General features: G+C 67.5%; 22 protein-coding genes, 1 tRNA gene and 1 other RNA gene. 10 read left to right on the forward strand and 14 right to left on the reverse strand.

Annotated elements, in window-relative coordinates; all coding sequences use genetic code 11:
* Positions 1-64: 64 nt before the first annotated feature.
* The 10 genes from crcB to prfB form a co-directional block, all read right to left on the reverse strand.
* Positions 65-409, reverse strand: a complete 345-nt coding sequence (gene crcB / locus CA951_RS09760; RefSeq protein ID WP_087556635.1) for a fluoride efflux transporter CrcB — start codon at positions 407-409, stop codon at positions 65-67.
* Positions 406-780 carry a CrcB family protein gene (locus tag CA951_RS09765; protein ID WP_087556636.1) on the reverse strand — a complete coding sequence of 125 codons (375 nt, stop codon included), beginning with the start codon at positions 778-780 and terminating at the stop codon, positions 406-408. Before CA951_RS09765 ends, crcB begins: the two co-directional genes overlap by 4 nt.
* Positions 781-869: 89 nt before the next feature.
* Positions 870-1,241, reverse strand: a transfer-messenger RNA (tmRNA) gene (gene ssrA, locus CA951_RS09770).
* A 95-nt stretch (positions 1,242-1,336) separates the two neighbouring features.
* On the reverse strand, positions 1,337-2,191 hold the full coding sequence (locus tag CA951_RS09775; protein ID WP_087556637.1) for a DMT family transporter: 855 nt from the start codon (positions 2,189-2,191) through the stop codon (positions 1,337-1,339).
* 8 nt (positions 2,192-2,199) lie between these two features.
* Complete coding sequence (gene smpB, locus CA951_RS09780; RefSeq protein WP_015890164.1) at positions 2,200-2,673, reverse strand: SsrA-binding protein SmpB; 474 nt, start codon at positions 2,671-2,673, stop codon at positions 2,200-2,202.
* 76 nt (positions 2,674-2,749) lie between these two features.
* Complete coding sequence (ftsX, locus tag CA951_RS09785) at positions 2,750-3,655, reverse strand: permease-like cell division protein FtsX (RefSeq protein WP_087556638.1); 906 nt, start codon at positions 3,653-3,655, stop codon at positions 2,750-2,752.
* Positions 3,656-3,722: 67 nt separating this feature from the next.
* Positions 3,723-4,412 (reverse strand): cell division ATP-binding protein FtsE, encoded by a 690-nt coding sequence (gene ftsE / locus CA951_RS09790; protein WP_005240222.1) that lies wholly within the window; start codon positions 4,410-4,412, stop codon positions 3,723-3,725.
* A 55-nt stretch (positions 4,413-4,467) separates the two neighbouring features.
* Entirely contained in the window at positions 4,468-4,929 is a 462-nt protein-coding gene (locus CA951_RS09795) for a hypothetical protein (RefSeq protein WP_087556639.1), read from the reverse strand.
* Entirely contained in the window at positions 4,926-5,822 is an 897-nt protein-coding gene (locus CA951_RS09800; RefSeq protein WP_087556640.1) for a mechanosensitive ion channel family protein, read from the reverse strand. The genes CA951_RS09795 and CA951_RS09800 overlap by 4 nt, the downstream gene beginning before the upstream one ends.
* 5 nt (positions 5,823-5,827) lie before the next feature.
* Complete coding sequence (prfB, locus tag CA951_RS09805) at positions 5,828-6,934, reverse strand: peptide chain release factor 2 (RefSeq protein WP_072937793.1); 1,107 nt, start codon at positions 6,932-6,934, stop codon at positions 5,828-5,830.
* Between the two features lie 166 nt (positions 6,935-7,100).
* Here prfB and CA951_RS09810 point away from each other — a divergent pair, with 166 nt between their 5' ends.
* From CA951_RS09810 to CA951_RS09825, 4 genes are all read left to right on the forward strand, one after another.
* Positions 7,101-7,595 (forward strand): carbonic anhydrase, encoded by a 495-nt coding sequence (locus CA951_RS09810; RefSeq protein WP_087556641.1) that lies wholly within the window; start codon positions 7,101-7,103, stop codon positions 7,593-7,595.
* A gap of 36 nt (positions 7,596-7,631) precedes the next feature.
* The gene (gene hisN / locus CA951_RS09815) at positions 7,632-8,414 is read left to right on the forward strand and encodes a histidinol-phosphatase (protein ID WP_087556642.1); all 783 of its coding nucleotides are present in this window, start codon (positions 7,632-7,634) and stop codon (positions 8,412-8,414) included.
* Positions 8,415-8,644: 230 nt separating this feature from the next.
* Positions 8,645-10,057, forward strand: coding sequence for an acyl-CoA dehydrogenase family protein (locus CA951_RS09820; protein ID WP_087556643.1), 1,413 nt, complete (start codon positions 8,645-8,647; stop codon positions 10,055-10,057).
* 29 nt (positions 10,058-10,086) lie between these two features.
* Complete coding sequence (locus tag CA951_RS09825; protein WP_087556644.1) at positions 10,087-11,292, forward strand: acyl-CoA dehydrogenase family protein; 1,206 nt, start codon at positions 10,087-10,089, stop codon at positions 11,290-11,292.
* A gap of 36 nt (positions 11,293-11,328) precedes the next feature.
* Here the strand turns inward: CA951_RS09825 and CA951_RS09830 are convergent, their stop codons facing one another.
* Positions 11,329-13,320, reverse strand: coding sequence for a phage holin family protein (locus CA951_RS09830; RefSeq protein ID WP_087556645.1), 1,992 nt, complete (start codon positions 13,318-13,320; stop codon positions 11,329-11,331).
* A 97-nt stretch (positions 13,321-13,417) separates the two neighbouring features.
* On the opposite strand from CA951_RS09830, the gene CA951_RS09835 reads away from it, so the two are divergent.
* Positions 13,418-14,179, forward strand: a complete 762-nt coding sequence (locus tag CA951_RS09835) for an MBL fold metallo-hydrolase (RefSeq protein ID WP_087556646.1) — start codon at positions 13,418-13,420, stop codon at positions 14,177-14,179.
* Positions 14,180-14,259: 80 nt separating this feature from the next.
* On the forward strand, positions 14,260-15,894 hold the full coding sequence (locus CA951_RS09840) for an acyl-CoA synthetase (protein ID WP_087556647.1): 1,635 nt from the start codon (positions 14,260-14,262) through the stop codon (positions 15,892-15,894).
* 104 nt (positions 15,895-15,998) lie between these two features.
* Here CA951_RS09840 and CA951_RS09845 read toward each other — a convergent pair.
* Positions 15,999-16,075, reverse strand: a tRNA-Met gene (locus CA951_RS09845).
* 440 nt (positions 16,076-16,515) lie between these two features.
* Here CA951_RS09845 and CA951_RS09850 point away from each other — a divergent pair.
* The gene (locus tag CA951_RS09850; RefSeq protein WP_087556648.1) at positions 16,516-16,848 is read left to right on the forward strand and encodes a transglycosylase family protein; all 333 of its coding nucleotides are present in this window, start codon (positions 16,516-16,518) and stop codon (positions 16,846-16,848) included.
* A 476-nt stretch (positions 16,849-17,324) separates the two neighbouring features.
* Positions 17,325-17,885 carry a transglycosylase family protein gene (locus tag CA951_RS09855; RefSeq protein WP_087556649.1) on the forward strand — a complete coding sequence of 187 codons (561 nt, stop codon included), beginning with the start codon at positions 17,325-17,327 and terminating at the stop codon, positions 17,883-17,885.
* Positions 17,886-17,963: 78 nt separating this feature from the next.
* On the opposite strand, the gene CA951_RS09860 is transcribed toward CA951_RS09855, so the two are convergent.
* Positions 17,964-20,945, reverse strand: coding sequence for a UPF0182 family protein (locus CA951_RS09860; RefSeq protein ID WP_179220160.1), 2,982 nt, complete (start codon positions 20,943-20,945; stop codon positions 17,964-17,966).
* A gap of 154 nt (positions 20,946-21,099) precedes the next feature.
* On the opposite strand from CA951_RS09860, the gene CA951_RS09865 reads away from it, so the two are divergent.
* A complete protein-coding gene (locus tag CA951_RS09865; RefSeq protein WP_087556650.1) occupies positions 21,100-21,711 on the forward strand; it encodes a PPA1309 family protein in 612 nt (203 codons plus the stop codon).
* A 4-nt stretch (positions 21,712-21,715) separates the two neighbouring features.
* On the opposite strand, the gene CA951_RS09870 is transcribed toward CA951_RS09865, so the two are convergent.
* Entirely contained in the window at positions 21,716-22,738 is a 1,023-nt protein-coding gene (locus CA951_RS09870) for a PDZ domain-containing protein (RefSeq protein WP_201453034.1), read from the reverse strand.
* Between the two features lie 113 nt (positions 22,739-22,851).
* Here CA951_RS09870 and CA951_RS09875 point away from each other — a divergent pair, with 113 nt between their 5' ends.
* Positions 22,852-24,276, forward strand: coding sequence for a zinc-dependent metalloprotease (locus tag CA951_RS09875; protein ID WP_087556652.1), 1,425 nt, complete (start codon positions 22,852-22,854; stop codon positions 24,274-24,276).
* Positions 24,277-24,310: the final 34 nt, after the last annotated feature.

Consider the following 24,310-nt stretch of genomic DNA (forward strand, 5'->3'; position numbering starts at 1 on the left):
TGGAAACGTTTCGGGATCGAACTCGGCTCCAACCCATCCTGCACCCTCGCGCCGGAGTCTGCCGTCAAGACGTCAATCGGAACCCCAGCCAGGCGACGGCCAGACCGGCCGCCACACTCGCGACCGTGTACACGATGGACGTGAGCGCCAGCCGGATCCGCAGCAGTCCCACCGATTCCACCGCGAACGTCGAGTACGTGGTCAGTCCGCCGCAGAAGCCCGTGCCCAGCAACGCGAACGTCTGCGCGGACATCGACGCCCCCGACAGCAGTCCGAGGATCAGGCACCCGGCGACGTTCACGAGGAAGGTGGCCACCGGGAAACTGCGGTACGAGTCGACGTACCGGCCGGCGAGGTACCGCGTCGTCGCACCGAGCGCGCCGCCGACCGCGACGAGGAGGACGGTCATGCCACCGCCTTCCGCGCCAGCCGGTGGCGGTGACCGACGAGCATCCCCAGCCGCGCCGCGAGTAGGGCGGGGACCAGGGTGGCCGCCACGTAGAGGGTCGCGGTCAGCGCGTCCTCCCGCACCGCGTCGACGGCGAAGGTCGAGAACGTGGTGAAACCGCCGAGGACGCCGACTCCCAGGAACAGCCGCGACAACCGGTCCGGTCCCACCGTCTCGGCGAGGTAGCCGAGCAGGAGCGTCCCGATCACGTTGATCACGAGGATGGTCCAGATCCCCGGCCACAGCTCGGACAGGAGGAATCTCGTACTCGCGCCGAGCGCACCGCCCAACGCGACCACGGCCACCGGTTTCGTCAGGGACACGGCACACATCGTGTCACGGCGGCCTACCGGGATGGTCGAACTCCGATGCACACAAAAAAAATCCGGGCCGGAACACCTGGTGGTGTCCGGCCCGGACTTGGTGGAGCTGCCGGGAATTGAACCCGGGTCCTCCGCAGCAAAGCTAGGGCTTCTCCGTGTGCAGTTTGCTATGTCTCTACTTGGATCTCCCGGTCTCGCAAACAAGCCAGGATGACGATCCCAGTCGCTGTTGGTTGTCCCGTTCGACTCCGCGACCGAGTCGAACGGTAAAGCCCTCTAGCTGATGCCAGTACCCGGACCGAGGGCGAACCCGGACTGACAGACACGCAGTCGCTACTTAGGCAGCGAGTGCGTAGTCGCGCTGATTGGAATCGGCGCTTATATGTTTGCAGCGACGCTTACGGTGGTCTCTTGCCTGCACCGACACGCTTCCCCTACCTCAACGTACGCAGTCGAAACCGTTCAGCCCCGTACGTGCCCCACGAGTCTCGCGGGGCCACCTAGTGTAACGCGAACCCCGCCCGGATTCATCCCGGTTTTCGCCGGGAGTGTCGACGGACGTATTTCAGCTGGCCACGGCGATCATTCCGACGGCAGCGAGGGCGAGGAGCATCCCCGCCTGCTGCATTCTGCTCACCCGTTCACCGAGCATCACCATCGCCAGCAGCACGGTGGCCGCGGGGTACAGCGACCCGATGACGCTGACGAGCGACAGCAGCCCGCCCTGGAACGCGTACATCATGGCCGCGTTGGCAAGAACGTCGAGGAAACTCACATACACGGCGAGTTTGAGGGGTTCGCCGTGCGGCGGCACGAAGTGGCCGGCGGCCAGGGCGACGAGCCAGACCACCGCGGTCGCCGCGGCGCGGGACACGGCGAGCGCCCACATCCCGCCCTCGTCGCCGATCTGGTGCAGCGAGACGAAGGACAGCGCGAACGCGATGCCGGATCCGACGGTGAGCAGTGCCACGGTGCGGGTGAAGCGCAGCACCCTGCCGCCTGCCACCTCACCCGCGGTCTCGTCGGGCGATTCCCGGCTGACGAGGACGACGGCGACGAGGGCCACCGCGATTCCGATGTACGCGACGGGCCCGGGCCGCTCGCCGAACGCGAGCCCGATCAACACCGGAATACCGGCGACCAGCACGGCCGTCAGCGGCGACACCACCGACATCGGTCCCGACGCCAACGCGAGATAGAACCACCAGACCGCCACCCCGCCTGCCACTCCCGCCACCGCACCCCACACGAGGGAGGACGAGGTGAGGGTGCCCCCGGCGAACGGGGCGATCATGAGGACGATCAGCAGCGACAGCGGATAAGACACGATGACGACGCGCAGCGCCGCCACTCTGCGGGACGCGACTCCCCCGACGAAATCGCTCACGCCGTATCCGATCGCGGCCACGAGCGCGAGCAGGATGGACGTCAGCGCATGCCCTTGACTCGGCGTCCGAGTTCGCGGGTCACCTCACGCTCGGCGGTCCGCCTGGCCAGGTCCTGGCGCTTGTCGTAGTCCTGCTTGCCCTTGGCGAGCGCGAGCTCCACCTTGACCTTGCCGTCGGAAAAGTACATCGACAGGGGAACCAGGGTCTGGTTGCCCTCGCGGGTCTTGCCGACGAGGTGCTCGATCTCCCGTTTGTGCAGCAGCAGCTTCCGGGTGCGGCGCGGCGAGTGGTTGGTCCACGTGCCCTGCGTGTACTCGGGGATGTGCAGGGAGCGCAGCCACACCTCCCCGTCGTCGACGGTGGCGAACGCGTCGACCAGCGACGCCTTACCCTCGCGCAGACTCTTCACCTCGGTACCGACGAGCGCGATCCCCGCCTCGTAGACGTCGAGAATGGTGTAGTTGTGACGCGCCTTGCGGTTGGTCGCAATGACCTTGCGGCCCTTTTCCTTCACGTTCCGGGCCTTTCAGTCCGCGATGTCCGAGGTGAACAGTTCGTACTCTCCAGCATAGGAGAAGGCGCAAACCGAATTATTCGCGGACGTACAAGCGCAGGGTCACGTACGCGGTGACGGCCGCCATGCCGACGCCCACCAGCACCAGCACCGGCGCCACGAACAGCACGTCGCTGTTGGAGATCCGGGCCACGATGTTGGCCTCGTAGACGTCCGCGAGCACGTCGTCGATGAACATGTTCTTCGCGGTGAACAGGCCGACGATGGCGAGGATTGCACCCACCAGCGCAGCGACCACCGCCTCGAGCAGGAACGGCAACTGCGTGTACCAGCGGGTCGCACCGACCAACCGCATGATGCCGACCTCGGTGCGACGGGTGAAGGCCGCGATCTGAACCATGTTCGCGATCAGGAGAATTGCCGCCACGGCCTGCACGATCGCGATCGCGAACGCGGCGTTGCGGACCCCGTTGAGGACGCTGAAGAGCCGCTCGACCAGTTCGCGCTGATTGAGGACGCTCTCGACGCCCGGCCGGGTACCGAAGTTCTCGTTGATCACGCCGAACCGCTCGGGGTCGCTGAGCTTGACCTTGAACGAAGCGGGAAAGCTGTCGGGGCTGACGAGCGCGGCGAGTTCGGGCTGATCCTTGAACACCCGCTCCGTCGCGTCCTTCACCGCGTCGTCCCGGTTGAGGTACTCCACCGACACCACCGACGGCGTGTCCTCCAGTTCCGTGCGCAGCGACTTGCAGATCTCCCCCTCGCAACCCGGGTCCGAGGTGGAGATGTCGTCGGTGAGGAAGATCTGCACCTCGACGCGGTCCAGGAAGATCTGCTGGGTCTTGCCGGCCATCTGCACCACCAGCAACCCGCTCCCGAACAGGCCGAGGGAGATCGCGGTGGTGAGGATCATCGCGATGGTCATGGTGACGTTGCGGCGGAGTCCGGTCAGGACCTCACTGAAAATGAAACTGGCACGCATCGGGGAATCAGAGTCCTTCGTAGGAGACTTGGGGACAGTACTGAAGCTTGGAGTGCAGGGAGGGCGGCTAACGCCCCACGCCGTACACACCCCGAGCCTCGTCGCGCACCACTCTGCCGAGGTCCAGTTCCACCACGCGACGACGCATCGAGTCGACGATGTGGTGGTCGTGGGTCGCCATCACCACCGTCGTTCCGGTGCGATTGATCCGTTCGAGCAGCAGCATGATGTCCTGGCTGGTCTCCGGGTCGAGGTTTCCGGTGGGCTCGTCGCACAGCAGCACCAGCGGCCGGTTCACGAACGCCCGGGCGATGGCGACGCGCTGCTGCTCACCACCGGACAGTTCGGTGGGGAGGCGATCCGCTTTCCCGGACAACCCGACCATTTCGAGTACCTCGGGGACGGTCCGGGAGATCATCGCGCGCGGCTTCCCGATCACCTCGAGCGCGAACGCGACGTTCTCGGACACCGTCTTCTTCTGCAGGAGCCGGAAGTCCTGGAAGACGACGCCCATGCTCTGCCGCAACTTCGGCACACGCCGGGCCGACAGCTTGTTGACATGGAAATCCGCGATGTGAATGTCGCCCGACGTCGGCGACTCCTCCTTGAGGAGCAGGCGCATGAACGTCGACTTTCCCGAGCCCGACGGGCCGATCAGGAAGACGAACTCGCCCTTGTCCACCTCGACGCTCACCTTGTCCAGGGCGGGCCTCGTGGAGGTCTTGTACGACTTCGACACATTCTCGACGCTGATCACGAGGAGCCAGTCTAGACGTTATCGAACAGTGACCAAATGAAGCGACGCGCGGGCGTCACCGCCCGGGCTGCGGTGTCGCCGACGTCGTCGGGACGGAAGACGTGGTCGGCGGCGTCGTCGTCGGCGGAGGCGGGAACGGATTGGGAATCCCGAACGGCAGCGTCGGCGTCGACGTCACCTGACTGGTTCCGGTGGGCGCCGTCTGCTCCGGCGTCGGCTCGGGTGTCGACTCGGTGGTCGTGGCCGTCTCCGTCGTCGACTCGATCGTCGTCTCGAACTCCGACGGCGGCGGCGTGGTCTCCTGGATCGGCGCCTCCCGGGTGGGGACGACAGCAGGAGCGACCGGCCCCTGGACCACCTCTTCGGCGGGGTTGAGGTACGTGTACAGCGTGTACAGCACCACCCACAGGATGCACAGCACCAGTGTCGACGTCCGCACCCGGCCGCCGAGGATCTTGGCGGGAATGAACGAGGAGTGCAGAACCCGGTCCAGTCCGCGCCGGGGTTCGTCGGTCATCCCTCGCCCTCCGCTGCCCGGACCGTCTGGAGGTCCGGTTCGACGGTGATGCCCTGCCGTCTCATCGCGGTGGCGATGCGCACGCGCAGCGCGCGACCGACCTGGAACTGCTTACCCGGCAGGGTCCGCGCCACGACGCGGACGCTGACCTCGTCGACCGTCAGACTCTCCACTCCCATCACCGTCGGCTCGTCGAGCAGTAGTTTCTTCAGTCCGCGATCCGCGAAGGCCTCGACACCGACCTGGTGGAGCACCTCGTTGACCCGGTTGATGTCCGACGTGGCCGGGACCGGAACGTCGATCACGGCACGCGCCCAGTCCTTGGACAGGTTGATGGCCTTGACGATCTGGCCGTTGGGCACGGTGATGACCTCACCGTCCGAGTTCCGCATCCGGGTGACCCGGAGCGTGACGTCCTCGATCACGCCCTCGGCGTCCTCCGACGACCCCGTCACCGCGAGTTGCACCGTGTCACCGAACCCGTACTGGCGTTCGGTGATGATGAAGAAGCCGGCGAGGATGTCCTGTACGACGCGCTGCGCGCCGAAACCGAGCGCCGCGCCGAGCACGGTGGCCGGGGCCACGAGGCTGCCGATCGGCAGGCTCAGCTGGTCGAGCACCTTCATCGTCGCGATCACGTAGATGATGGTGATGATCACCCAGGTGATCACCTGCGCCACCGAGTGCCGGTGCTTGGTCGCCTCGGACCGCACGAGGGCGTCGCCCTGCATGTAGTTGCTGTCGATCCGGTCGGTGACCTTGCTGCCGCCCCAGTTGACGAACCGCGCCATCAGGATCGCGCCGAGGACGGTGAGGGACACCGCGAGGCCCGTCGACGAGAGCCAGTCGAGGAGGTTCTGGGTGGGAGCGAACACTGCCGCTGCCGCTTCCATCGGTATCAGGACGCCTGACTCTCGCGCATCCGCCACCGGATGCCGGATTCGAGGAAACCGTCGATGTCACCGTCGAGCACCGCCGACGGGTTGTTGACCTCGTACTCGGTACGCAGATCCTTGACCATCTGGTACGGGTGCAGCACGTACGACCGCATCTGGTTGCCCCAGGAACTGCCGCCGTCGCCCTTGAGCGCGTCCATCTCGGCGCGCTCCTCCTTGCGCTTGACCTCGAGCAGCTTGGCCTGCAGGACGCGCATCGCCGACACCTTGTTCTGCAGCTGCGACTTCTCGTTCTGACACGTCACGACGATGCCGGTCGGGATGTGCGTCAACCGGACAGCGGAGTCGGTGGTGTTGACGGACTGCCCGCCGGGGCCCGACGAGCGGTACACGTCGACCCGGACGTCGTTCTCGTTGACGTCGATGTGGTCGGTGGTCTCGACCACGGGCAGGACCTCGACCTCGGCGAACGACGTCTGGCGGCGGCCCTGGTTGTCGAACGGGCTGATCCGGACCAGCCGGTGCGTGCCCATCTCGACGGACAGGGTTCCGTAGCTGTACGGCGCCTTGACCGCGAACGTCGCGCTCTTGATGCCGGCCTCTTCCGCGTAGGACGTGTCGTAGACCTCGACGCCGTAACCGTGCTTCTCGGCCCAGCGGATGTACATGCGCATCAGCATCTCGGCCCAGTCGGCGGCGTCGACGCCACCGGCGCCGGAGCGGATGTTGACCAGCGCGTCGCGCTCGTCGTATTCGCCGGAGAGCATCGTCTTGACTTCCATCGCCGCGATGTCTTCGCGCAGGCTGTGTCGCTCGGCGTCGGCGTCCGCGATGGCCTCCGCGCCCTCGTCCTCGGCGAGTTCGTAGAGCACCGGCATGTCGTCGAGCCGCGAGCGCAGTTCCTCGACGCGGCGCAGTTCGGCCTGGGAGTGCGACAGCTGACTGGTGACCTGCTGGGCGTGCTCCTGGTCGTTCCACAGCTCCGGATCGGCAGCCTGGTGTTCGAGCTCGTCGATACGGCGGCGCAACTCCTCCACGTCCAGCACCGATTCGACGGTGCGGAGGGTGGTGTCGAGCTCGCTCAGGTCTGCGGATACGTCGGGATGCACGGTTCCCAAGGTTACCGGGTGCGGACAGGTGCCCTGTCACCCCTTCGCCGCGACCGAAGTCACCCCTTCCGATCACGCTGTGTGAAAGCCTTGCGGACCCCCGAAGCGCCTTGTTGCATGCACGGGTACGCACTTGTTCGTACCGCCATCCCGGACGGAGTCGACGATGACCGTGACCGACCAGTACCTGAAGAACAACGAGGAGTACGCAGCCGGATTCACCGGGCCGCTCCCCCTGCCCCCGAGCAAGCACGTCGCGGTCCTCGCCTGCATGGACGCACGTCTGGACGTCTACCGGATCCTCGGCCTCCAGGAGGGTGAGGCGCACGTCATCCGCAACGCGGGCGGGGTGGTGACGGACGACGAGATCCGGTCGCTCGCGATCAGCCAGCGACTGCTCGGCACCACCGAGATCATCCTCATCCACCACACGGACTGCGGGATGCTCACGTTCACCGACGACGACTTCAAGAAGTCCATCCAGGACGAGGTCGGGATCAAACCCGCCTGGTCGGCCGAGGCGTTCCCCGACCTCGACGAGGACGTCCGGCAGTCGCTGCGCCGCATTCAGGCCAGTCCCTTCGTCACGGCCACCACGTCGCTCCGCGGGTTCGTCTTCGACGTCGCCACCGGCAAGCTCGCCGAGGTGAAGATCGATTGAGCTCGGGCCGGTGCGGTACGAGTAATCTGTGCGACCGTGACCGACCTCGACGCCGACCTGCAACTCGCCCTCCGAATCGCCGACGAGGCGGACGCGATCACGAGGGCCCGCTTCGGGGCACTCGACCTGTCGGTGGACGACAAACCCGACCTCACCCCGGTCACGGACGCGGACCTGGCGGTGGAACGGGCGGTCCGGGCGACGCTGGAATCCGAGCGGCCGACCGACGCCGTCCTCGGTGAGGAGTTCGGCGGCGACGCGCAGTTCTCGGGGCGGCAGTGGGTGGTCGACCCGATCGACGGCACCAAGAACTTCGTGCGGGGCGTCCCGATCTGGGCCACGCTGATCGCGCTGCTCGAGGACGGCGTTCCCACCGTCGGTGTCGTGAGCGCCCCGGCACTCGCGCGCCGCTGGTGGGCGGCATCGGGTGGTGGCGCCTGGTCGACGTTCGACGGCTCCGAGCCCACTCGCCTCGCCGTCTCGGCCGTCGACCGGCTCGGTTCGGCCAGCCTCACGTTCTCGAGCCTGTCCGGGTGGAAGGAACTCGGCATCCGCGAGCAGTTCCTCTCCCTCACCGACGACGTGTGGCGGGTCCGCGGATTCGGTGATTTCTTCTCCTACTGCCTGCTCGCCGAGGGCGCCGTCGACATCGCCGCCGAGCCCGAGGTGTCGTTGTGGGACCTCGCACCCCTCGACGTCCTGGTGCGCGAGGCCGGCGGCCGGTTCACCAACCTCGCCGGCGCCGACGGCCCGCACGGGGGTAGCGCGCTGGCGACCAACACCCTGCTGCACGACGAGGCGCTGTCCCGACTGCGCTGACGCAGTAATACAGACACACAGTCCCTTTCGAGGCCTCCGCGAAGGAGCCCGGCCCGCCCTCCTCGGCCCCCGAGGAGGGCGGTTCTCGCATGTCTGCTGCCCCCCGAAGATCGGGCTCGAACCCGGCGCGGTGGGAGCTCGCGCGCACCGGAACTTACTCGATAGTAGACACTAACCTTACTGCTGAGTAAGATAGATCGTGTCCACGCCCGAACACCGAGAAACAGCTGGTGATCATGAGCAAGCAAGACACTGTTGCCCCCAACGGCAGAGCGAAGCGGAACCCCCGCGACACGTCCGCCGTCGGACTGAATCCCGTCAAGCGCGACGCCATGGGTGCCGCGATGCGCGTGCTGACCAAGATCACCGGATCCGATCTGGCCGAGAAGTACAACCTGCGCCAGACGATCGACCGGGTGACCTACGAAGGCACGAAGACCGGTTTCAAGACCCTCGGCGCCGCCACCCGCGGATTCCAGAAGGTGTCCGGCGGCGGCGCACCGAAGCGCCTCCCCGACAACCCGACCGCCAAGGCCGGCTACTTCGACCTCACCCCGAGCGACGAGCAGCAGATGATCGTCGAGACCGTGCGCGAATTCGCCGCCGAGATCCTGCGGCCCGCCGGGCACGCCGCCGATGCCGCCGCCGCCGCACCTGCCGATCTCGTGAAACGCGCCGCCGAACTCGGCATCACCCTGATCAACGTTCCCGAGGAACTCGACGGGGCCGCCAGCGAGCGCGGGGCCGTCACCAACTCCCTCGTCGCCGAGGCCCTCGCCCACGGCGACATGGGGCTCGCGCTGCCGATCCTCGCGCCGAGCGGCGTCGCCGTCGCCCTCACCCAGTGGGGCACCGACTCCCAGCAGAAGACCTACCTGCCCTCGTTCACGGGCGAGCAGGTTCCGAACGCGGCCGTGGTCGTCAACGAGCCCCGCGCATTGTTCGATCCGTTCGCGTTGCAGACCAAGGCAGTCCGCTCCCCCAGCGGCTACAAGCTCAACGGCGTCAAGAGCCTCGTTCCCGCCGCCGCCTCGTCGGAGTTGTTCATCGTGGCGGCCGAACTCGACGGCAAACCCTCCTTCTTCATCGTCGAGGCCGACACCAAGGGACTCGTCGTGGAGGCGGACCCGAGCATGGGCCTGCGCGCCGCGGGCCTCGGCCGGCTCAACCTCACCGACGTCGCCGTGCCCGAGTCGGGTCTGCTCGGCGCCGCCGACGCCGACGCGCGGAAGGCCGAATACGCCGACGCGATCCGGCTGGCCCGCCTCGGCTGGGCGTCGCTCGCGGTCGGCACCGGTCAGGCCGTTCTCGACTACGTGATCCCGTACGTCAACGAGCGGGTCGCGTTCGGTGAGCCGATCAGCAACCGTCAGGCCGTCGCCTTCATGGTCGCGAACATCGGCATCGAACTCGACGGCCTGCGCCTGGTCACGTTGCGCGGCGCCTCCCGCGCCGAGCAGGGGCTGTCCTTCGCCCGCGAATCGGCCCTCGCCCGAAAGCTGGCGTCCGAGAAGGGCATGCAGATCGGTCTCGACGGCGTCCAGCTGCTCGGTGGCCACGGTTACACCAAGGAACATCCCGTGGAGCGCTGGTACCGCGATCTGCGCGCCATCGGCGTCGCCGAGGGCATCGTCCTGATCTGAGCTGCCGGATTCGAACTAAGGAAACAGTCATGATCAACCTCGAACTTCCCAAGAAGCTCAAAGCCTCCGCGAACCAGGCGCATCAGGTTGCGGCAGAAATCTTCCGGCCGATCTCCCGCAAGTACGATCTCGCGGAGCACGCCTACCCCAAAGAACTCGACACCATGGCCGCCATGGTGGAGGGTCTCAACGACTCCGGCAAGGGGGCGGCGGGCGCCGCCCTCGGACGCGGCGACGAACCGAAGGTCATCGGGAACGTCAACGGCGGCAACATGTCCTCGCTGATGAACGTCATCGAAACCTGCTGGGGCGACGTGGGTCTCACACTGGCGATCCCGTACCAGGGTCTCGGCAACTCGGCCATCGCGGCGGTCGCCACCGACGAACAGCTCGAGCGTTTCGGCAAGGTGTGGGCGTCGATGGCCATCACCGAACCCGGTTTCGGTTCCGACTCCGCCGCCGTCACCACCACCGCGGTGCTCGACGGCGACGAATACGTCCTCAACGGTGAGAAGATCTTCGTCACCGCCGGTGAGCGGTCCACCCACATCGTCGTGTGGGCCACCGTCGACAAGACCAAGGGCCGCGCCGCGATCAAGTCGTTCGTCGTCCCGCGCGACGCCCCGGGACTGAGCGTCGCCCGCCTCGAGCACAAGCTGGGCGTCAAGGCGTCGGACACCGCGGTGCTGCTGCTGCAGGACTGCCGGATCCCGAAGGACAACCTGCTCGGCACGCCGGAGGTCAACGTCGAGAAGGGCTTTGCCGGCGTCATGCAGACGTTCGACAACACCCGCCCGATCGTCGCCGGTATGGCGGTCGGCCTGGGCCGCGCCGCGCTCGAGGAACTGCGCCGCATCCTCTCCGACGCCGGTGTGGAGATCTCGTACGACACCCCCGCGTACAACCAGCACGCGGCCGCCGCCGAGTTCCTGCAGCTCGAGGCCGACTGGGAAGCCGCCTACCTGCTCGCTCTGCGGGCAACGTGGATGGCGGACAACAAGAAGCCGAACTCACTCGAGGCGTCGATGTCGAAGGCGAAGGCCGGCCGCACCGGAACCGCCATCTCCCTCAAGGCCGTCGAACTCGCAGGCACGTTGGGATACTCGGAGCGCCCGCTGCTCGAGAAGTGGGCACGCGACTCGAAGATCCTCGACATCTTCGAGGGCACGCAGCAGATCCAGCAGCTGATCGTGGCCCGCCGTCTGCTCGGGAAGTCGTCCGCCGAGCTGAAGTAGCAGCCGCGCACGGCTCATGCCGTGCGGGAACGGGATTCACGCGAGATCGCGCCACCGGACGAGCACCTCGTGCACCGCTTCGGCGCCCTGCAGAGGGTTCGGTGGCGCGGGCAGGTCGGCCGGATACAGCAGGAACGGCGTGTTCTGGGGTCCACCGAGCCCGCCGTGCGATCCGACCTGATCTTCGAACGCGGCGACCTCCCGGGTGTCCGGCCAGTACCGGCCGCCCACCATCAGGTCGGCGACGTTGTCGAAGGTGTCCGTCCGGCGGATCCGGTCGAGGGCGCCGGGCCCGAAGTCGGCGAGCGGATCGACGCCGTCCACCTCACCGGTGGCGACGTCGACGCTGCCGGCAGGTCCGAGCACGACCGAGCCGCCGTCGTCGCGGGCCACGAGCACGAACCCGATGCCGGGATGTGTGACGAGCGCCGGAATCAGGTCCGGGTACCGGGCGTCCGTCCATTCGCGGGTGGCCCGGCCCGCCACCCGGGGGAAGCTGACCAGCCCGAGATTGCCCGACGCGAGAACCACTGGATTCTCGCCCGAGGTGACGGCGACGTCGGGGGCAGCCTCCGACCGGAGGCTGGCCTCGGCATATCCGAGGCCTTCGGCGCCGCGGCCTCGGCTGCCGAGCGTGACGGAGTCGCCGTCTCGGCGTTCCGGGGCGTGGCAGGCGTCGAGCACGACGTCCTCGAGACTCTTGCCGTAGCGGTCGCGGAAGGTGGCCCCCTGGCTCTGCCCGTGATCCGACAGCACGACGATGCGGTAGGACCGGCCGGCCTGGGCGGCGACAGCGGAGATCATTCCGATCTCGTCGTCGAGAGCGCGCAGGACCTTGCGCGTCTCGGGGCGTTCGACACCGGAATGGTGAGCGACCTCGTCGTACCCGACCAGGTCCACGTACACGGGACTGCGGCCCGCGATGAGATCGCCGACGACCGCTGCGACGACGACATCCGTCTCGACGACCGTCGTGAACGCCCGGACCAGCGGATACAGTCCGCCCCGCCGGACGCGCGGCGTGATGTCGGCGCGGCGCTGCCGGTACGCCTGCACGTTCTCCCGCAGCACCTCGGCGACGAGCCGTACCGCGGTGCGCACCGCGCTCGCGGGGTCGACGAAGTAGTCGGCGTATCCGATTGCCCTGCCACCCATCCGGGCGCCTCGCATGCGGCTGACCACAAGGACGTTGTCGTCTGCGCCGCCGGTGACCAGGTTGCCGCGGCTCGCACCCCCGGTGAGGAGACCGGGCCGATGCGCGCGCTCGAGTTCGCGGGCGGCGTTGTCGGCGGGATTGCTGAAGACGGCGACGGTGCCACGGGTCTTGTCGTACCATCGGAACGCGGGCACGTTGTGGTTGTCACCGTGCAGGATCCCGAGCTGGCTCGCACCGGTCTGGCTGCTCCAGTCGGTGTGCCAGGGTGTCAGGACGTGGGAGCCGCGGTGCACGAGCCCGGCGAGATGCGGTGTGACGCCGTCGCGGATCGCGCGTTGCAGCACCGCGTGGCCGAGGCCGTCGATCTGGATGCAGAGCAGTCCGGGCGTTCCCGGCGACGCGTCCGGGGCTCCGCCGCGTCGCAGTCGAGACCGGTTGCGGCGCACCAGCATCAATCGGTACGTGTCGTCGCGCCGGGCCGCGATGGCTCCGGCGACACCGGAACCGACGACGGACATCACCAGCGCCAGCACCAGCACGTCGGCGACCCGCTCCGTGGTGGCGACCGGCACGACCCGCACCGCGAGGATCATGATCAGCCAGTTCCCGGCGAACACGCCCAGGAACAGCAGCGCCGGACCCACCCACAGCATTGCGCGCACGAGCAACGGCCACAGGGTGACCGACAACAGTCCGTACACGAGCGCGAGGAACAGTGCCGCCGGGAGGGTGTCGAAGGGTCCGCCCGCAGGCGTCGGATGCAGCCGGACCCCCGGCAGAATGAGGTCGGTCAGGACCAGTGCGACGGCGGAGACGAGCCACAGCACGAGAAATTCGGTCACTGTCCTGGCCGCCGAGCCCAGAGAGCGCATCGCAGACCTCCCTTCTGGGGGATCGTAAGGTCTGACAGGGAGTGGCGCGGCCGAACTCATCGCAGCGGCGTCACCGCGACGAGCGAACGGGGCCGCTATGACCGAGAACGCAGGGGTGCGCATCCGGTGGCGGGGGCATGCGACGGTCGAAATCACGGACAGTGGGACGACGATCCTCACGGACCCGGTGCTGACGGCACGGGTGGCTCACCTACGGCGTCGTCGCGGCCCGGACCCAATGAACGACCCGGTGCGGCCGGACGCCGTGTTGCTGTCCCATCTGCACGCCGACCACACGCATCTGCCCTCGCTCGCCCTGATCGCGAACGACGTTCCGATCGTCGTTCCCCGCGGCGCCGTGGACGCGTTTGCGGGACTGCGTGTGTTCGGCGACCGGTTGATCGAGGTGTCGGCCGGGCAGGACGTGCGACTCGGTTCGGTGACCGTGCGCGCGGTGCCCGCCGTGCACGATGGCCGGCGGTGGCGCCGTGGCCCGCAGCGGGCGCAGGCGCTGGGGTATGTCGTCGACGGCGCGGCGACCACGTACTTCGCCGGCGACACCGCACTCGATCCCGCGATGGCGGAGTGGGTTCCGCGCTGCGACGTCGCGCTGCTCCCGGTCGGCGGGTGGGGGCCGAATCTCGGACCGGGACACATGGATCCGGAATCGGCCGTCGCCGCGGCGAGGTCGGTGGCCGCCGACGTGTCGATCCCGATCCACTTCGGCACGCTGTGGCCGATCGGGATGGACCCGGTGCGGCCACGCCGGTTCCACGGCCCCGGCGGCGAGTTCGTCCGACGCGCGGAGGCGGCCGGCCTGAGGGCCGTCGAACTGGCCCCCGGCGACGTATTCCGGTGACTTTCGGTTACGACCGGCACGGGTGCCGCTGTCCTCTACCCTGACTGGTGACGCGGTCCCGCCTATCCGAAGGGTTCGACATGTCAGTGCAGCACGTTCTCACCAAGGTGACGGACACCGTGGGAGCTGTGCGGGTGATGAACCGCGCAGGCCTCGTTCCGTTTCCCCGCGTCGACCAGGGCGTCCGCTCCATTCTGGCGGTGCGGAAGTACGGCCCGTTCGCGGGGCCCGTCCACGCGAACGCCGAGGCCGGCCTGGATGCGGTGGCCATCGTCGACGAGCGCGGCGCGCTCACCTACTCCGACATCGAGGAACAGTCCAATGCCCTGGTGCGGGCGTGGCAGGCCGACGGCATCACCCCCGGTTCCGTCATGGGATGCATGTGCCGCAATCATCGTGGCCTGGTGCTGACGATGCTCGCCGCCGCCAAGAACGGCACCAAACTGGTGCTGATGAACACCGGTTTCGCCCGGCCGCAACTCGTCGACGTCGCCGCCCGCGAACAGGTGCAGGCCTTCGTGTACGACGACGAGTTCCACGCGGTCGCCGAAGCCCTCCCGGACGAGGTGATCGTCTATCGCTCGTGGGCGGAGGAAGATTCGACGTCCCGGGTCCGCACACTCGACGACGTGATGGAGGGCCGAGATCGAAGTTCGCTGCCCGCACCGTCCACGCTGGGCGGATTCGTCCTCCTCACCAGCGGCACCACCGGCACGCCGAAGGGCGCTCCCCGCGGACACACGTCTCCGCTCGCGTCGGCGCAGTTCCTCGACCGGGTTCCGCTGCGACGCGGCCAGACGATGATGATGGCGGCCCCCGCGTTCCACGGGACCGGAGTCTCCCAGTTCGCGCTCGCACTGGCACTGGGCCAGACCGTGGTGATGCATCGGAAGTTCGATCCGGAGAACACGATTCGCCTGGTCGAGAAGCACCGCTGCGACACGCTGGTGGTCGTTCCGACCATGCTGCAGCGCATCATCGATCTCGGACCGGAGACCTTGGCGAAGTACGACACGTCGAGCCTGACGATCATCTTCGCGGCCGGGTCCGCGCTGTCCCCCGACCTCTGCAAGCGCACCACCGCCGCGTTCGGCAAGGTGCTCCACAACCTGTACGGCTCCACCGAGGTCGCCGTCGCCACCGTCGCGACCCCCGCCGACCTCGAACTGGCGCCGGGTACTGCGGGGCGGGCTCCCGTCACGTGCCACGTGGAGTTGTACGACGAGTCGAGTCGACGGATCACCGAACCCGAGACCGTCGGACGCATTTTCGTCGCCAGCGGTCTCAGCTTCTCCGGTTACACGGACGGTCGCGACAAGGAGCGCATCAACGGTCTGCTGTCGACCGGCGACGTCGGGCACTTCGACCGCAACGGCCTGCTCTTCGTGGACGGCCGCGACGACGACATGATCGTCTCCGGCGGCGAGAACGTTTACCCGCTCGAGGTCGAGAACCTGCTCGCCGACCGCGAGGACGTACTCGAGGCTGCCGTGATCGGTGTCGAGGACTCCGAGTTCGGCCATCGCCTCAGGGCTTTCGTCGTGCCCGCACCCGGGTCCGCGAAGGACGCCGAGGAAATGAAGGCGCACGTCAAGTCGAACCTCGCGCGGTACAAGGTGCCCCGCGAGATCGTCTTCATCGAGGAACTCCCCCGCAACGCGACCGGTAAGTTGCTGCGCCGCGTCCTGATCGAGATGGACGTCACGGAGGGCTGATCCACCGGCCTGCATTCCACTCGGCGTTCCGGCGCCGGCCACGAAACCGAACACGGAGACAAAAAAGAACCGGTGTCCTGGATTTCAGGACACCGGTTCTTCGGTGGTAGCGGGGACAGGATTTGAACCTGCGACCTCTGGGTTATGAGCCCAGCGAGCTACCGAGCTGCTCCACCCCGCGCTGCATGAACAAAGTTACACGAGCGAACGAACGGATTGCAAATCGCCCGGAAAGAGGCCGAGTAGCAACCTTTCAGCACCACTCGAGTCACATCCGTTACCTAAAAGTTATGACCTGCATCACAGTTTCGAGAAAATCTGTAACGTTTTCGGAACACGCAAGTTGCGGGTCGACCTGCGAAAACACCGTGCGTTCATCCCAGTATTTGGACGCCCGTCACAGAAAATCGGCCCGTGACCATTCCGTGATCGCCGCGTACGTTCGTTGCCAGCCCGAAACCAACGGGCAACGCCGACCCGCCGCAGCTCGACCTGCCCCAGCGGGAGCCGGAATCCCGACACCTCGAGGGGCAGGACGAGGACAGATCGACCAGCGGATCGGCACACCAGCCGTCACCCACACGACCACCTCGTCGGCAGGCGCGGAGAGGAACCAACCACATGATCAATTCCAGCATCGTCAAGCGGACCATGGGCGCAGTCGCACTCACCGGAGCAGTCATCGGAGTGCCGCTCGGCCTGAGTACCGGCACCGCTTCGGCCGCTTCCGGAGACTGGGACGCCGTTGCGGCTTGCGAGAGCAGCGGCAACTGGGCCGCCGACACCGGAAACGGCTTCTCGGGCGGCCTGCAGTTCACCGACAGCACCTGGGCGGCGAACGGCGGCTCCGGCTCGCCGTCGAACGCCTCACGCGAGGAGCAGATCGCCGTCGCCGAGAACGTCCTGGCGACCCAGGGACCCGGCGCCTGGCCGGTCTGCGGACAGTACCTCTGATCCGCACCCCACACTTGCCCGAGCGCCCTGCGCGCAGCACGACTGCGCGCCGGGCGCTCTTGCATTGCAAGACATCCACCTACACCACCGAGATCCGTTTCCCCGCCATTTACGCGTGAGCCGCTGCACAAATTCGTAGTGATCCCCGCCACATAACAACGGTGTAACGAATCGACTCCGAAACGATATCAAGCGCTTCTGAACTGCGGAAACAGGGAAAATTCGCCCTCAACGCCGGACACCTGTCCACCAATCTGGCCAGGTGAACTGCGGGCGAAGCTCCCGTACGGTCGCTCTCGGCCCGAAACAACCGGGCGAAAGCCGGCCCGCCGCTGCTAGCTCTGCCCCGCGGGTTCGGAATCCCCGAAACCTTCGAGGGGCAGGGACGCGGCACAGAATCGCAGCCCGGGCGACGACGCGAACGTCGTCGCCCGCAGGCCGGCCACGCCAGCAAGCGCGGAGAGGATTGACCCCCCATGACCAATCACAGCATCAGCAAGCGTGCCCTCGGCTGGATCGCCGTCACCGGAGCCGTCGTCGCCGTCCCGCTCGGCCTGAGCACCGGCACCGCCTCCGCCGCCTCCCACAACTGGGACGGCGTCGCAGCGTGCGAGAGCGGCGGCAACTGGGGAATCAACACCGGGAACGGCTACTACGGCGGCCTGCAGTTCTCGCAGAGCACGTGGCAGGCCAACGGCGGCAGCGGCTCGGCGTCGAACGCCAGCAAGGCCGAGCAGGTCCGGGTCGCCGAGAATGTTCTCGCGACGCAGGGCCAGGGTGCCTGGCCGGTGTGCGGTCAGTACCTGACCACCGGTGGCGGCGACGTCGCCGAGGCCCCCGCGCCCGCTCCCGCTCCGGCGCCCACCCCGGCGCCGGCCCCCGCGGCACCGGCACAGGTCCCGGCGCCCGCCCCGGTCCAGCCCGCGGCGCAGCAGGCACTGGACTCCGCGCGCCAGGTCGCCGAGCAGAACGGCTTCGGACAGCAGTTCCAGCAGCTGGTGGACGCGAACCCGCAGCTGGTCGACGCACTGCGCTGATCTTCCGCTCGCATACGACGAGGCCCTGTCATCCGGTTCGGATGACAGGGCCTCGTTCGTTGTCTCGGTGAAACGCCTCTACTTCGGGATCGCCTCGTACGCGGCGACCGCCTTCTGCACCCGGGCAAGGGCCGCACCGTATGCCGCGAAGTCACCGCTGCGCTGCGCCACCGTCAACGCGTTGAGCGACGCATCCAGCTCCGCCACCGCCGCCGAGACGTCCGTGCCGGACGGTGGAGTCGCCGGTGCGGTGGGCGCCGGCTGTGCCGCACCCTGGTCGACGGGCGGCGTCGTGCCCGTCTCCGGAGGTGTCCCCTCCTCGGCGCTGGGCGCCGTGGCCACCGAGCCCGTGCCGGCACCGAACACCTGGTCGAGCGCCTGTGCCAGAGTCGGGGCGTACCCGACGCGCACACTGTTACTCGGCGGCGGCTCGCGGTAGCTCACCAGCACTCGGGACAGCTGCGGGAACGTCGACGTGTTCGGGCCCGTCGAACTTCGCTCCGTATACATCGGTTCGACGTACAGGATGCCGCCATTCGCGATCGGCAGTGTCAGCAGGTTGCCGTACTGGATCTTGTTCGATCTCTCGAGCAGCGTTCTCTCCGACGCCACCCGCGGATCGGAGATCATCGAGTTCTGTGTCTGCTGCGGACCCTGGGTCTGCGTGTCCGTCGGCAATTGCAGCACCGTGAACTTGCCGTAATTCTCCGGGTCCGATTTCACCGACAGATAGGCGGACAGGAACTCGCGACTGTAACCCACCATCGCACTCGTCAGGTTGAAGGACGGTTTCCCGGTCTCGGGATCACCGACCAGCACGTAGTACGGCGGCTGGTTCGCGCTCGTGTCGATTGTGGGATCGCTCGGCACCGACCAGAACGCGTTGTTGGTGAAGAACTCCTTCGGGTCGTCCACGTGGTACTTGGCGAGCATCTCGCGCTGCACCTTGAACAGGTCCTCGGGGTAACGGAAGTGCGCGCGCAGTTCGTCCGGAATCGAGTCCGCAGGCTGCACGGCGTCGGGGAACACACCCATCCACGCATCGAGCACGGGATCGTTCTGGTCCACCTGGTAGAGCTTCACCGTGCCGTCGTACGCGTCGACGGTGGCCTTCACCGAGTTTCGGATGTAGGACACCTCCTTGCGGGGCAGCAAGCGGCCGGTGTTCTGGTCGATGCTGTCCTCGACGAGTCCGTCGAGCGAACTGCGCTGCGCGTACGGGTAGTCCTGCAGCGTGGTGTAGGCGTCCACGATCCACACGACCTTGCCGTCGACGACGGCCGGGTAGGAGTCGCCGTCCGCGGTCAGCCACGGTGCGACGTGCGTGACGCGGTCCCGGGGGTCACGGTTGTAGATGATCTTCGAATCCGAACCGATGGCACCGGAGAACAGGATGTTGCGTTCGGTGTACTTGGCCGCGAACGCCAGCCGGTTGAACCAGTTGCCGATCGGCACACCACCCGATCCGGTGTACGTGTAGCGCGAGGTGTCGGTGTCGTACTCCCGGGGATCCGAACCTTGGGAACCGCCGACGATCGCGTAGTCGGCATCGGTGTCGGCGATGACCTCGCCGTAGTAGATGCGCGGCTGCTCGACCGGGATGACCTGATTACCCGCGGCCTGGGAGGCGATGTCGCTGACCATGTAGACGGGGTAACCGCTGTTGCTGTTCGCGGCTTCCTCCGCGGACTCGCCTGCGGCGGCGTTGACCCGGTTCGCGGGGGCCGCGACCAGTCCGTTGCCGTGCGTGTAGACGGTGTGCTTGTTGATCCAGTCCGTCTGGTTGCCGGTCAGGCTCTTCGACGACAACTCGCGGGCCGCGACGATGTAGTCACGCATCGCCCCGTCGATGTCGTACCGGTCGATGTCGAGCGTCGGCGGGAAACCGTAGAAGTTCTTCAGCTGCTGCTGCTGGGTGAACGTCCGCGACAGGATGTTCGGGTCGAGCAGTCGCGTGTTCGCGATCGTCGTGACGTCGGCGGGCACGTCGCGCGGCGGCGTCGTCCCGTACCCCTGGTAGTCCTGGTACTCGACCTTGTCGTCGGTGATGCCGTACGCCTGCCGGGTGGCGGCGATGTTCCGCTCGATGTACGCGCTCTCCTTGTCGGCGGCGTTGGGGCGCACCGAGAACTGCTCCACCACGAGCGGCCACACCGCGCCGACCAGGATCGACGAGAGCACGAGAAGGGCTGTGGCCATTGCGGGAATCCGCAGATCGCGCAGGAAGATCGCCGCGAAGAAAGCGCCCGCGCAGATCACCGCGATGGCCAGCAGGATCAGCTTCGCCTGCAGCACCGCGTTCATGTCCGTGTAGCTACCACCGGTGAAAGTCGGCTCCTTGCGGCTGCTGGACAGCAGGGAATACCGGTCGAACCAGTACGCGACCGCCTTGAGGAGAATGAACGTTCCCGCGAGCACTGCCAACTGGACTCGCGCCGCATTCGTCAGCGCCCCGCCCCGGCCCGCGAGCTTGAGCCCACCGAAGACGTAGTGCGTCACCAGGCTCGCGAAGAACGCCAGCAGCACCGCGACGAACAGCCAGTTGAGGACGAAACGGTAGAACGGCAGATCGAACGTGTAGAAGCCGACGTCGAGGCCGAATTCGGGATCGGCGACGCCGAACGCGCCGCCGTTGATGAACAGCTGCACCGTCACCCAGCTGGACTGGGCGATCAGGCCGGCGAGCAGTCCCACCGCGATCGGAATGGCAAGTCCGAACAGGCGCAGCCGGGTCATCACCGTGGTGCGGTACCGCGCCACCGGATCGTTGGGACCCGACACCGGGACGAACACCGGCCGTGAACGGTACGCGAGCAGCAGTGCCAGCCAGACGATTCCGCCGACCACCACCCCCACGACGAGGAAGAGCAGCAGACGGGTGACGAGGACCGTGGTGAAGACACCACGGAATCCGACCTCACCGAACCACAACCAGTCCGTGTACGTGCTGATCAGCCGAGGACCCACCAGCAGCAGGGCCGCGACGACAAGCGCCAGCACCAGCAGCACTCGACTGCGTTTGGACAACGACGGTAAACCTGCGGGGGGCCGCATGCCCACGTGCCACACTCCAAGAACTCGGCGACGCTCGCGCGCCGCGGTCAACTGCACCGTTCGGTCGTCCACACCCGAACAGCGAGGGCGTGACCGTTTCGTCCCACTCTACGTAACAACCGAGAGTTGCCGCCGTCGGTCCTGTTCCGGGGGTGCGAAGATGGGTCCTGTGAGTGAAGAGAATGTGAACCGAGAGCCGGACGCCCTCGCCCGCTGTGTGCGTGAGGTGGTCGAATTCGTCGATGCCGGAGGGTGGGATCAGCCGCCCCAGATGTTCGCACTCGTCCCGACCGAACTCCTCGCGGCCGCCGAACCGAGCCTGCTCGACCAACTCGCCGACGGTGCGGAATTGACCCCGGTGGAACAGGATCCGTTCCCGGGCGACATCGACGGCGGGTCACGCGCACTCGACGAATTCCTCGCCACCACCAGCTGGCCGGACGGCGTGGTCGGGTGCGCCCTCGTCCAGGAGATCGTCGTCCTGCCCCCCGAGGCGGAATCCGATCTGGACGACGCACTCGTCCCGCTGCTGTCCGACCGCGACGCCGCCGACGACGCCGCGCGGGCCGCGGCCGAGTCGCATCCCGACCGCCGGTCCGCCCGGCTGATCGCCGCGGTGCTGCGCGACGGACCGTCGCTGTGCCTGATGCAGTTGCGCCCCGACGAGGACGCCGACCCGTACGCCGGAATCGAATTGCTCACCTACGAGGATCTGGCGCCGAATCTCGTCAGCGCGCTGTACGCCACCCTCGACGCGACGGACGACGACTGACCGCTCAGCAGTGCGGTGCGTCGGCTCCGGCATTGACGGCCTCGAGCGCGTCGACGGCTCCGTCGAGGTTCTCGACCTTCACGAGCCGGAGCCCGTCGGGTGCGCCCTGGCGTGCCTCGTCGCAGTTCTTCGCGGGCACCAGGAACGTCTCGGCGCCCGCCTCGGATGCGGCGATCAACTTGTACTTGATGCCACCGATGGGGCCGACGTCGCCGTCGGAGTCGATCGTGCCGGTGCCGGCGACGAACTTGCCGCCGTTGAGTTCGCCCGGGCTGAGTTTGTCGATCACCGCGAGCGTGAACATGAGTCCCGCCGACGGGCCGCCCACGTCGGCGAGGTTGAAGTCGATCGTGAACGGGACGTCCGGGACCTCCTCCGGCGTGATCCCCAGGTAGCCCTTGGCCTCGTCGTCCGGGCGGGCACCGAGCACCACCCGCACCGTGGTCTCGGCGCCGTCACGCCGGATCACGATCGGCACCTCGGTGTTCGGGGGCACATCGGCCACCGCCTCCTGCACGCCGCCGACCGTCGACACCGGCTTTCCGTCGACACTGACCAGCACGTCGCCTTCGCGCAGCAGCCCCTGGGAGGGGCCGTCCTCACCGACCTTGGCGATCCGCAGGTCCACCGGCTTGTCCAGGAAGTGGAGCGCCGCGAGTTCGGCGCTGTCCTCCGACTGCTGGAAGTCGGCGTCGTTCTCCTGCTTGACCTCGTCCTTCGACTTGTCCGGCGGGTACACCTCCTCGCGGGGCACGATGCCCTGGCGTCCGCTGGCCCACAGTCCGAACGCTTCGAACACGTTGAGGTCGTCGCGCACGGCGACCGTCGTCATGTTGAGGTGGCCGGTGGTGTCGTCCACGTCCGTTCCCTCGATGGCGACGACCTGCTCACCACCCACTTCGCCGAGGGTGTTGAACGTGGGTCCCGGCCCGAGAGCCACGTACGGCACCTTGATCACGGTGCCGAGAATGCCGAGTACCACGATCGGGGCCAGCGCAGCCAGAAGCGTCACGATCCGTCGATTCACCTGGACCAGCGTAGAGCGCGATCCGGCGGGCACCGCTGTCGGCCGTCCGCGTGTTCGCCGTCAGCGTGACGCGGTCGGCAGCCACCGAACCATGCGCCTTGTACCGTTGAGTCATGAGCAATCCGCCCTTCGGCTTCTCCAAACCCGACGACGATCCCGATCGTGACAAGAACACGGGGGATCAGAACGGGCCCGACCGCGACAAGAACGCGGGCGGTTCCGGCGACTTCGGTTTCGGGGCGGGTGGTTTCCCCGCCGGGGGCTTCGACCCGGCTGCCCTCGGCCAGATGCTCACCCAGTTCGGCCAGATGCTGAGCGGGATGGGCACGTCGATGGGCTCCGGGGAGCAGACCGGCCCGGTCAACTACGAGATCGCGAAGAAGCTCGCCCGCCAGCAGATGGGGTCCGTCGCTCCGATCACGCAGGGCAACTCCGAGGCGATCGCCGATGCCTCGCGGCTCGCCGAGCTGTGGCTGGACGCCGCGACGACGCTGCCCGCGGGCGCGTCGAAGACCGTTGCGTGGACGCCCAACGACTGGCTCGACAACACCCTCGACACCTGGAAGCGGCTGTGCGACCCGGTCGCGGAGAAGGTGTCGGGCATGTGGGTGCAGGGGCTGCCCGAAGAGGCGCAGCAGATGGCGGGCCCCATGCTCGGCATGATGAGCCAGATGGGTGGCCTCGCGTTCGGCTCCCAGCTAGGCCAGGCGCTGGGTCAGCTGTCCAAGGAGGTGCTCACCTCCACCGACATCGGTCTCCCCCTCGGTCCGGCGGGCACGGGCGCACTGCTTCCCGCGGCGGTGGAGCGGTTCAGCAAGGGGCTCGAACAGCCCGACCGTGAGATCCTCGTCTTCCTCGCCGCCCGTGAGGCCGCCTACCAGCGCCTGTACAGCCACGTCCCGTGGCTGCGTCAGCGCCTCCTCGCCACCGTCGAGGAGTACGCCCGCGGCATCACCATGGATTTCTCCGCCATCGAGGACATGGCGAAGGGGCTCGATCCGTCCGCGCTGACCGATCCGTCGCAGCTCGAGAACATCCTGCAGCAGGGTGCGTTCGAACCGCAGACCACACCCGAGCAGAAGCAGGCCCTCGAGCGACTCGAGACGCTTCTCGCCCTCATCGAGGGCTGGGTCGAGGTCGTCGTCTCGTCGGCGCTGGGCGACCGCCTCCCCGGCGTCGCGGCCCTGAGCGAGACGCTCCGCCGCAGGCGCGCGACCGGCGGACCCGCCGAGCAGACCTTCGCGACACTCGTCGGACTCGAACTGCGTCCCCGCAAGGTCCGCGAGGCCGCGCAGCTGTGGACACGCCTCACGTCCGAGTCGATCGACGCCCGTGACGGTGTGTGGGCCCACCCCGACCTGCTGCCCGACTCGTCCGATCTCGACAGCCCGGACGCGTTCGTCCAGCGTGTGCTCGGCGGCGGCGACGGAGGCGACTTCGACAATCCGATGGCGCAGCTGGAGGCGACGGAGGCCCGCGAGCGGGCCGAGGAGGCCGAACGCGGCAAGTCCGGCAAGGACGACGAACCGGAGTCCTGACCGCCTGATCGCACCAATTTACAAGTAGCGGGAA

This window comes from Rhodococcus sp. NCIMB 12038 (assembly GCF_002165735.1).
Lineage (GTDB): Bacteria > Actinomycetota > Actinomycetes > Mycobacteriales > Mycobacteriaceae > Rhodococcus_F.

Bases quoted from the DNA above. Each gene is read 5' to 3' on its own strand.
- crcB (WP_087556635.1), bottom strand. From the start codon at position 409: ATGACCGTCCTCCTCGTCGCGGTCGGCGGCGCGCTCGGTGCGACGACG.
- CA951_RS09765 (WP_087556636.1), bottom strand. From the start codon at position 780: ATGTGTGCCGTGTCCCTGACGAAACCGGTGGCCGTGGTCGCGTTGGGC.
- ftsX (WP_087556638.1), bottom strand. From the start codon at position 3,655: ATGCGTGCCAGTTTCATTTTCAGTGAGGTCCTGACCGGACTCCGCCGC.
- CA951_RS09795 (WP_087556639.1), bottom strand. From the start codon at position 4,929: ATGACCGACGAACCCCGGCGCGGACTGGACCGGGTTCTGCACTCCTCG.
- CA951_RS09800 (WP_087556640.1), bottom strand. From the start codon at position 5,822: ATGGAAGCGGCAGCGGCAGTGTTCGCTCCCACCCAGAACCTCCTCGAC.
- CA951_RS09810 (WP_087556641.1), top strand. From the start codon at position 7,101: ATGACCGTGACCGACCAGTACCTGAAGAACAACGAGGAGTACGCAGCC.
- CA951_RS09825 (WP_087556644.1), top strand. From the start codon at position 10,087: ATGATCAACCTCGAACTTCCCAAGAAGCTCAAAGCCTCCGCGAACCAG.
- CA951_RS09830 (WP_087556645.1), bottom strand. From the start codon at position 13,320: ATGCGCTCTCTGGGCTCGGCGGCCAGGACAGTGACCGAATTTCTCGTG.
- CA951_RS09835 (WP_087556646.1), top strand. From the start codon at position 13,418: ATGACCGAGAACGCAGGGGTGCGCATCCGGTGGCGGGGGCATGCGACG.
- CA951_RS09840 (WP_087556647.1), top strand. From the start codon at position 14,260: ATGTCAGTGCAGCACGTTCTCACCAAGGTGACGGACACCGTGGGAGCT.
- CA951_RS09850 (WP_087556648.1), top strand. From the start codon at position 16,516: ATGATCAATTCCAGCATCGTCAAGCGGACCATGGGCGCAGTCGCACTC.
- CA951_RS09855 (WP_087556649.1), top strand. From the start codon at position 17,325: ATGACCAATCACAGCATCAGCAAGCGTGCCCTCGGCTGGATCGCCGTC.
- CA951_RS09865 (WP_087556650.1), top strand. From the start codon at position 21,100: ATGGGTCCTGTGAGTGAAGAGAATGTGAACCGAGAGCCGGACGCCCTC.
- CA951_RS09875 (WP_087556652.1), top strand. From the start codon at position 22,852: ATGAGCAATCCGCCCTTCGGCTTCTCCAAACCCGACGACGATCCCGAT.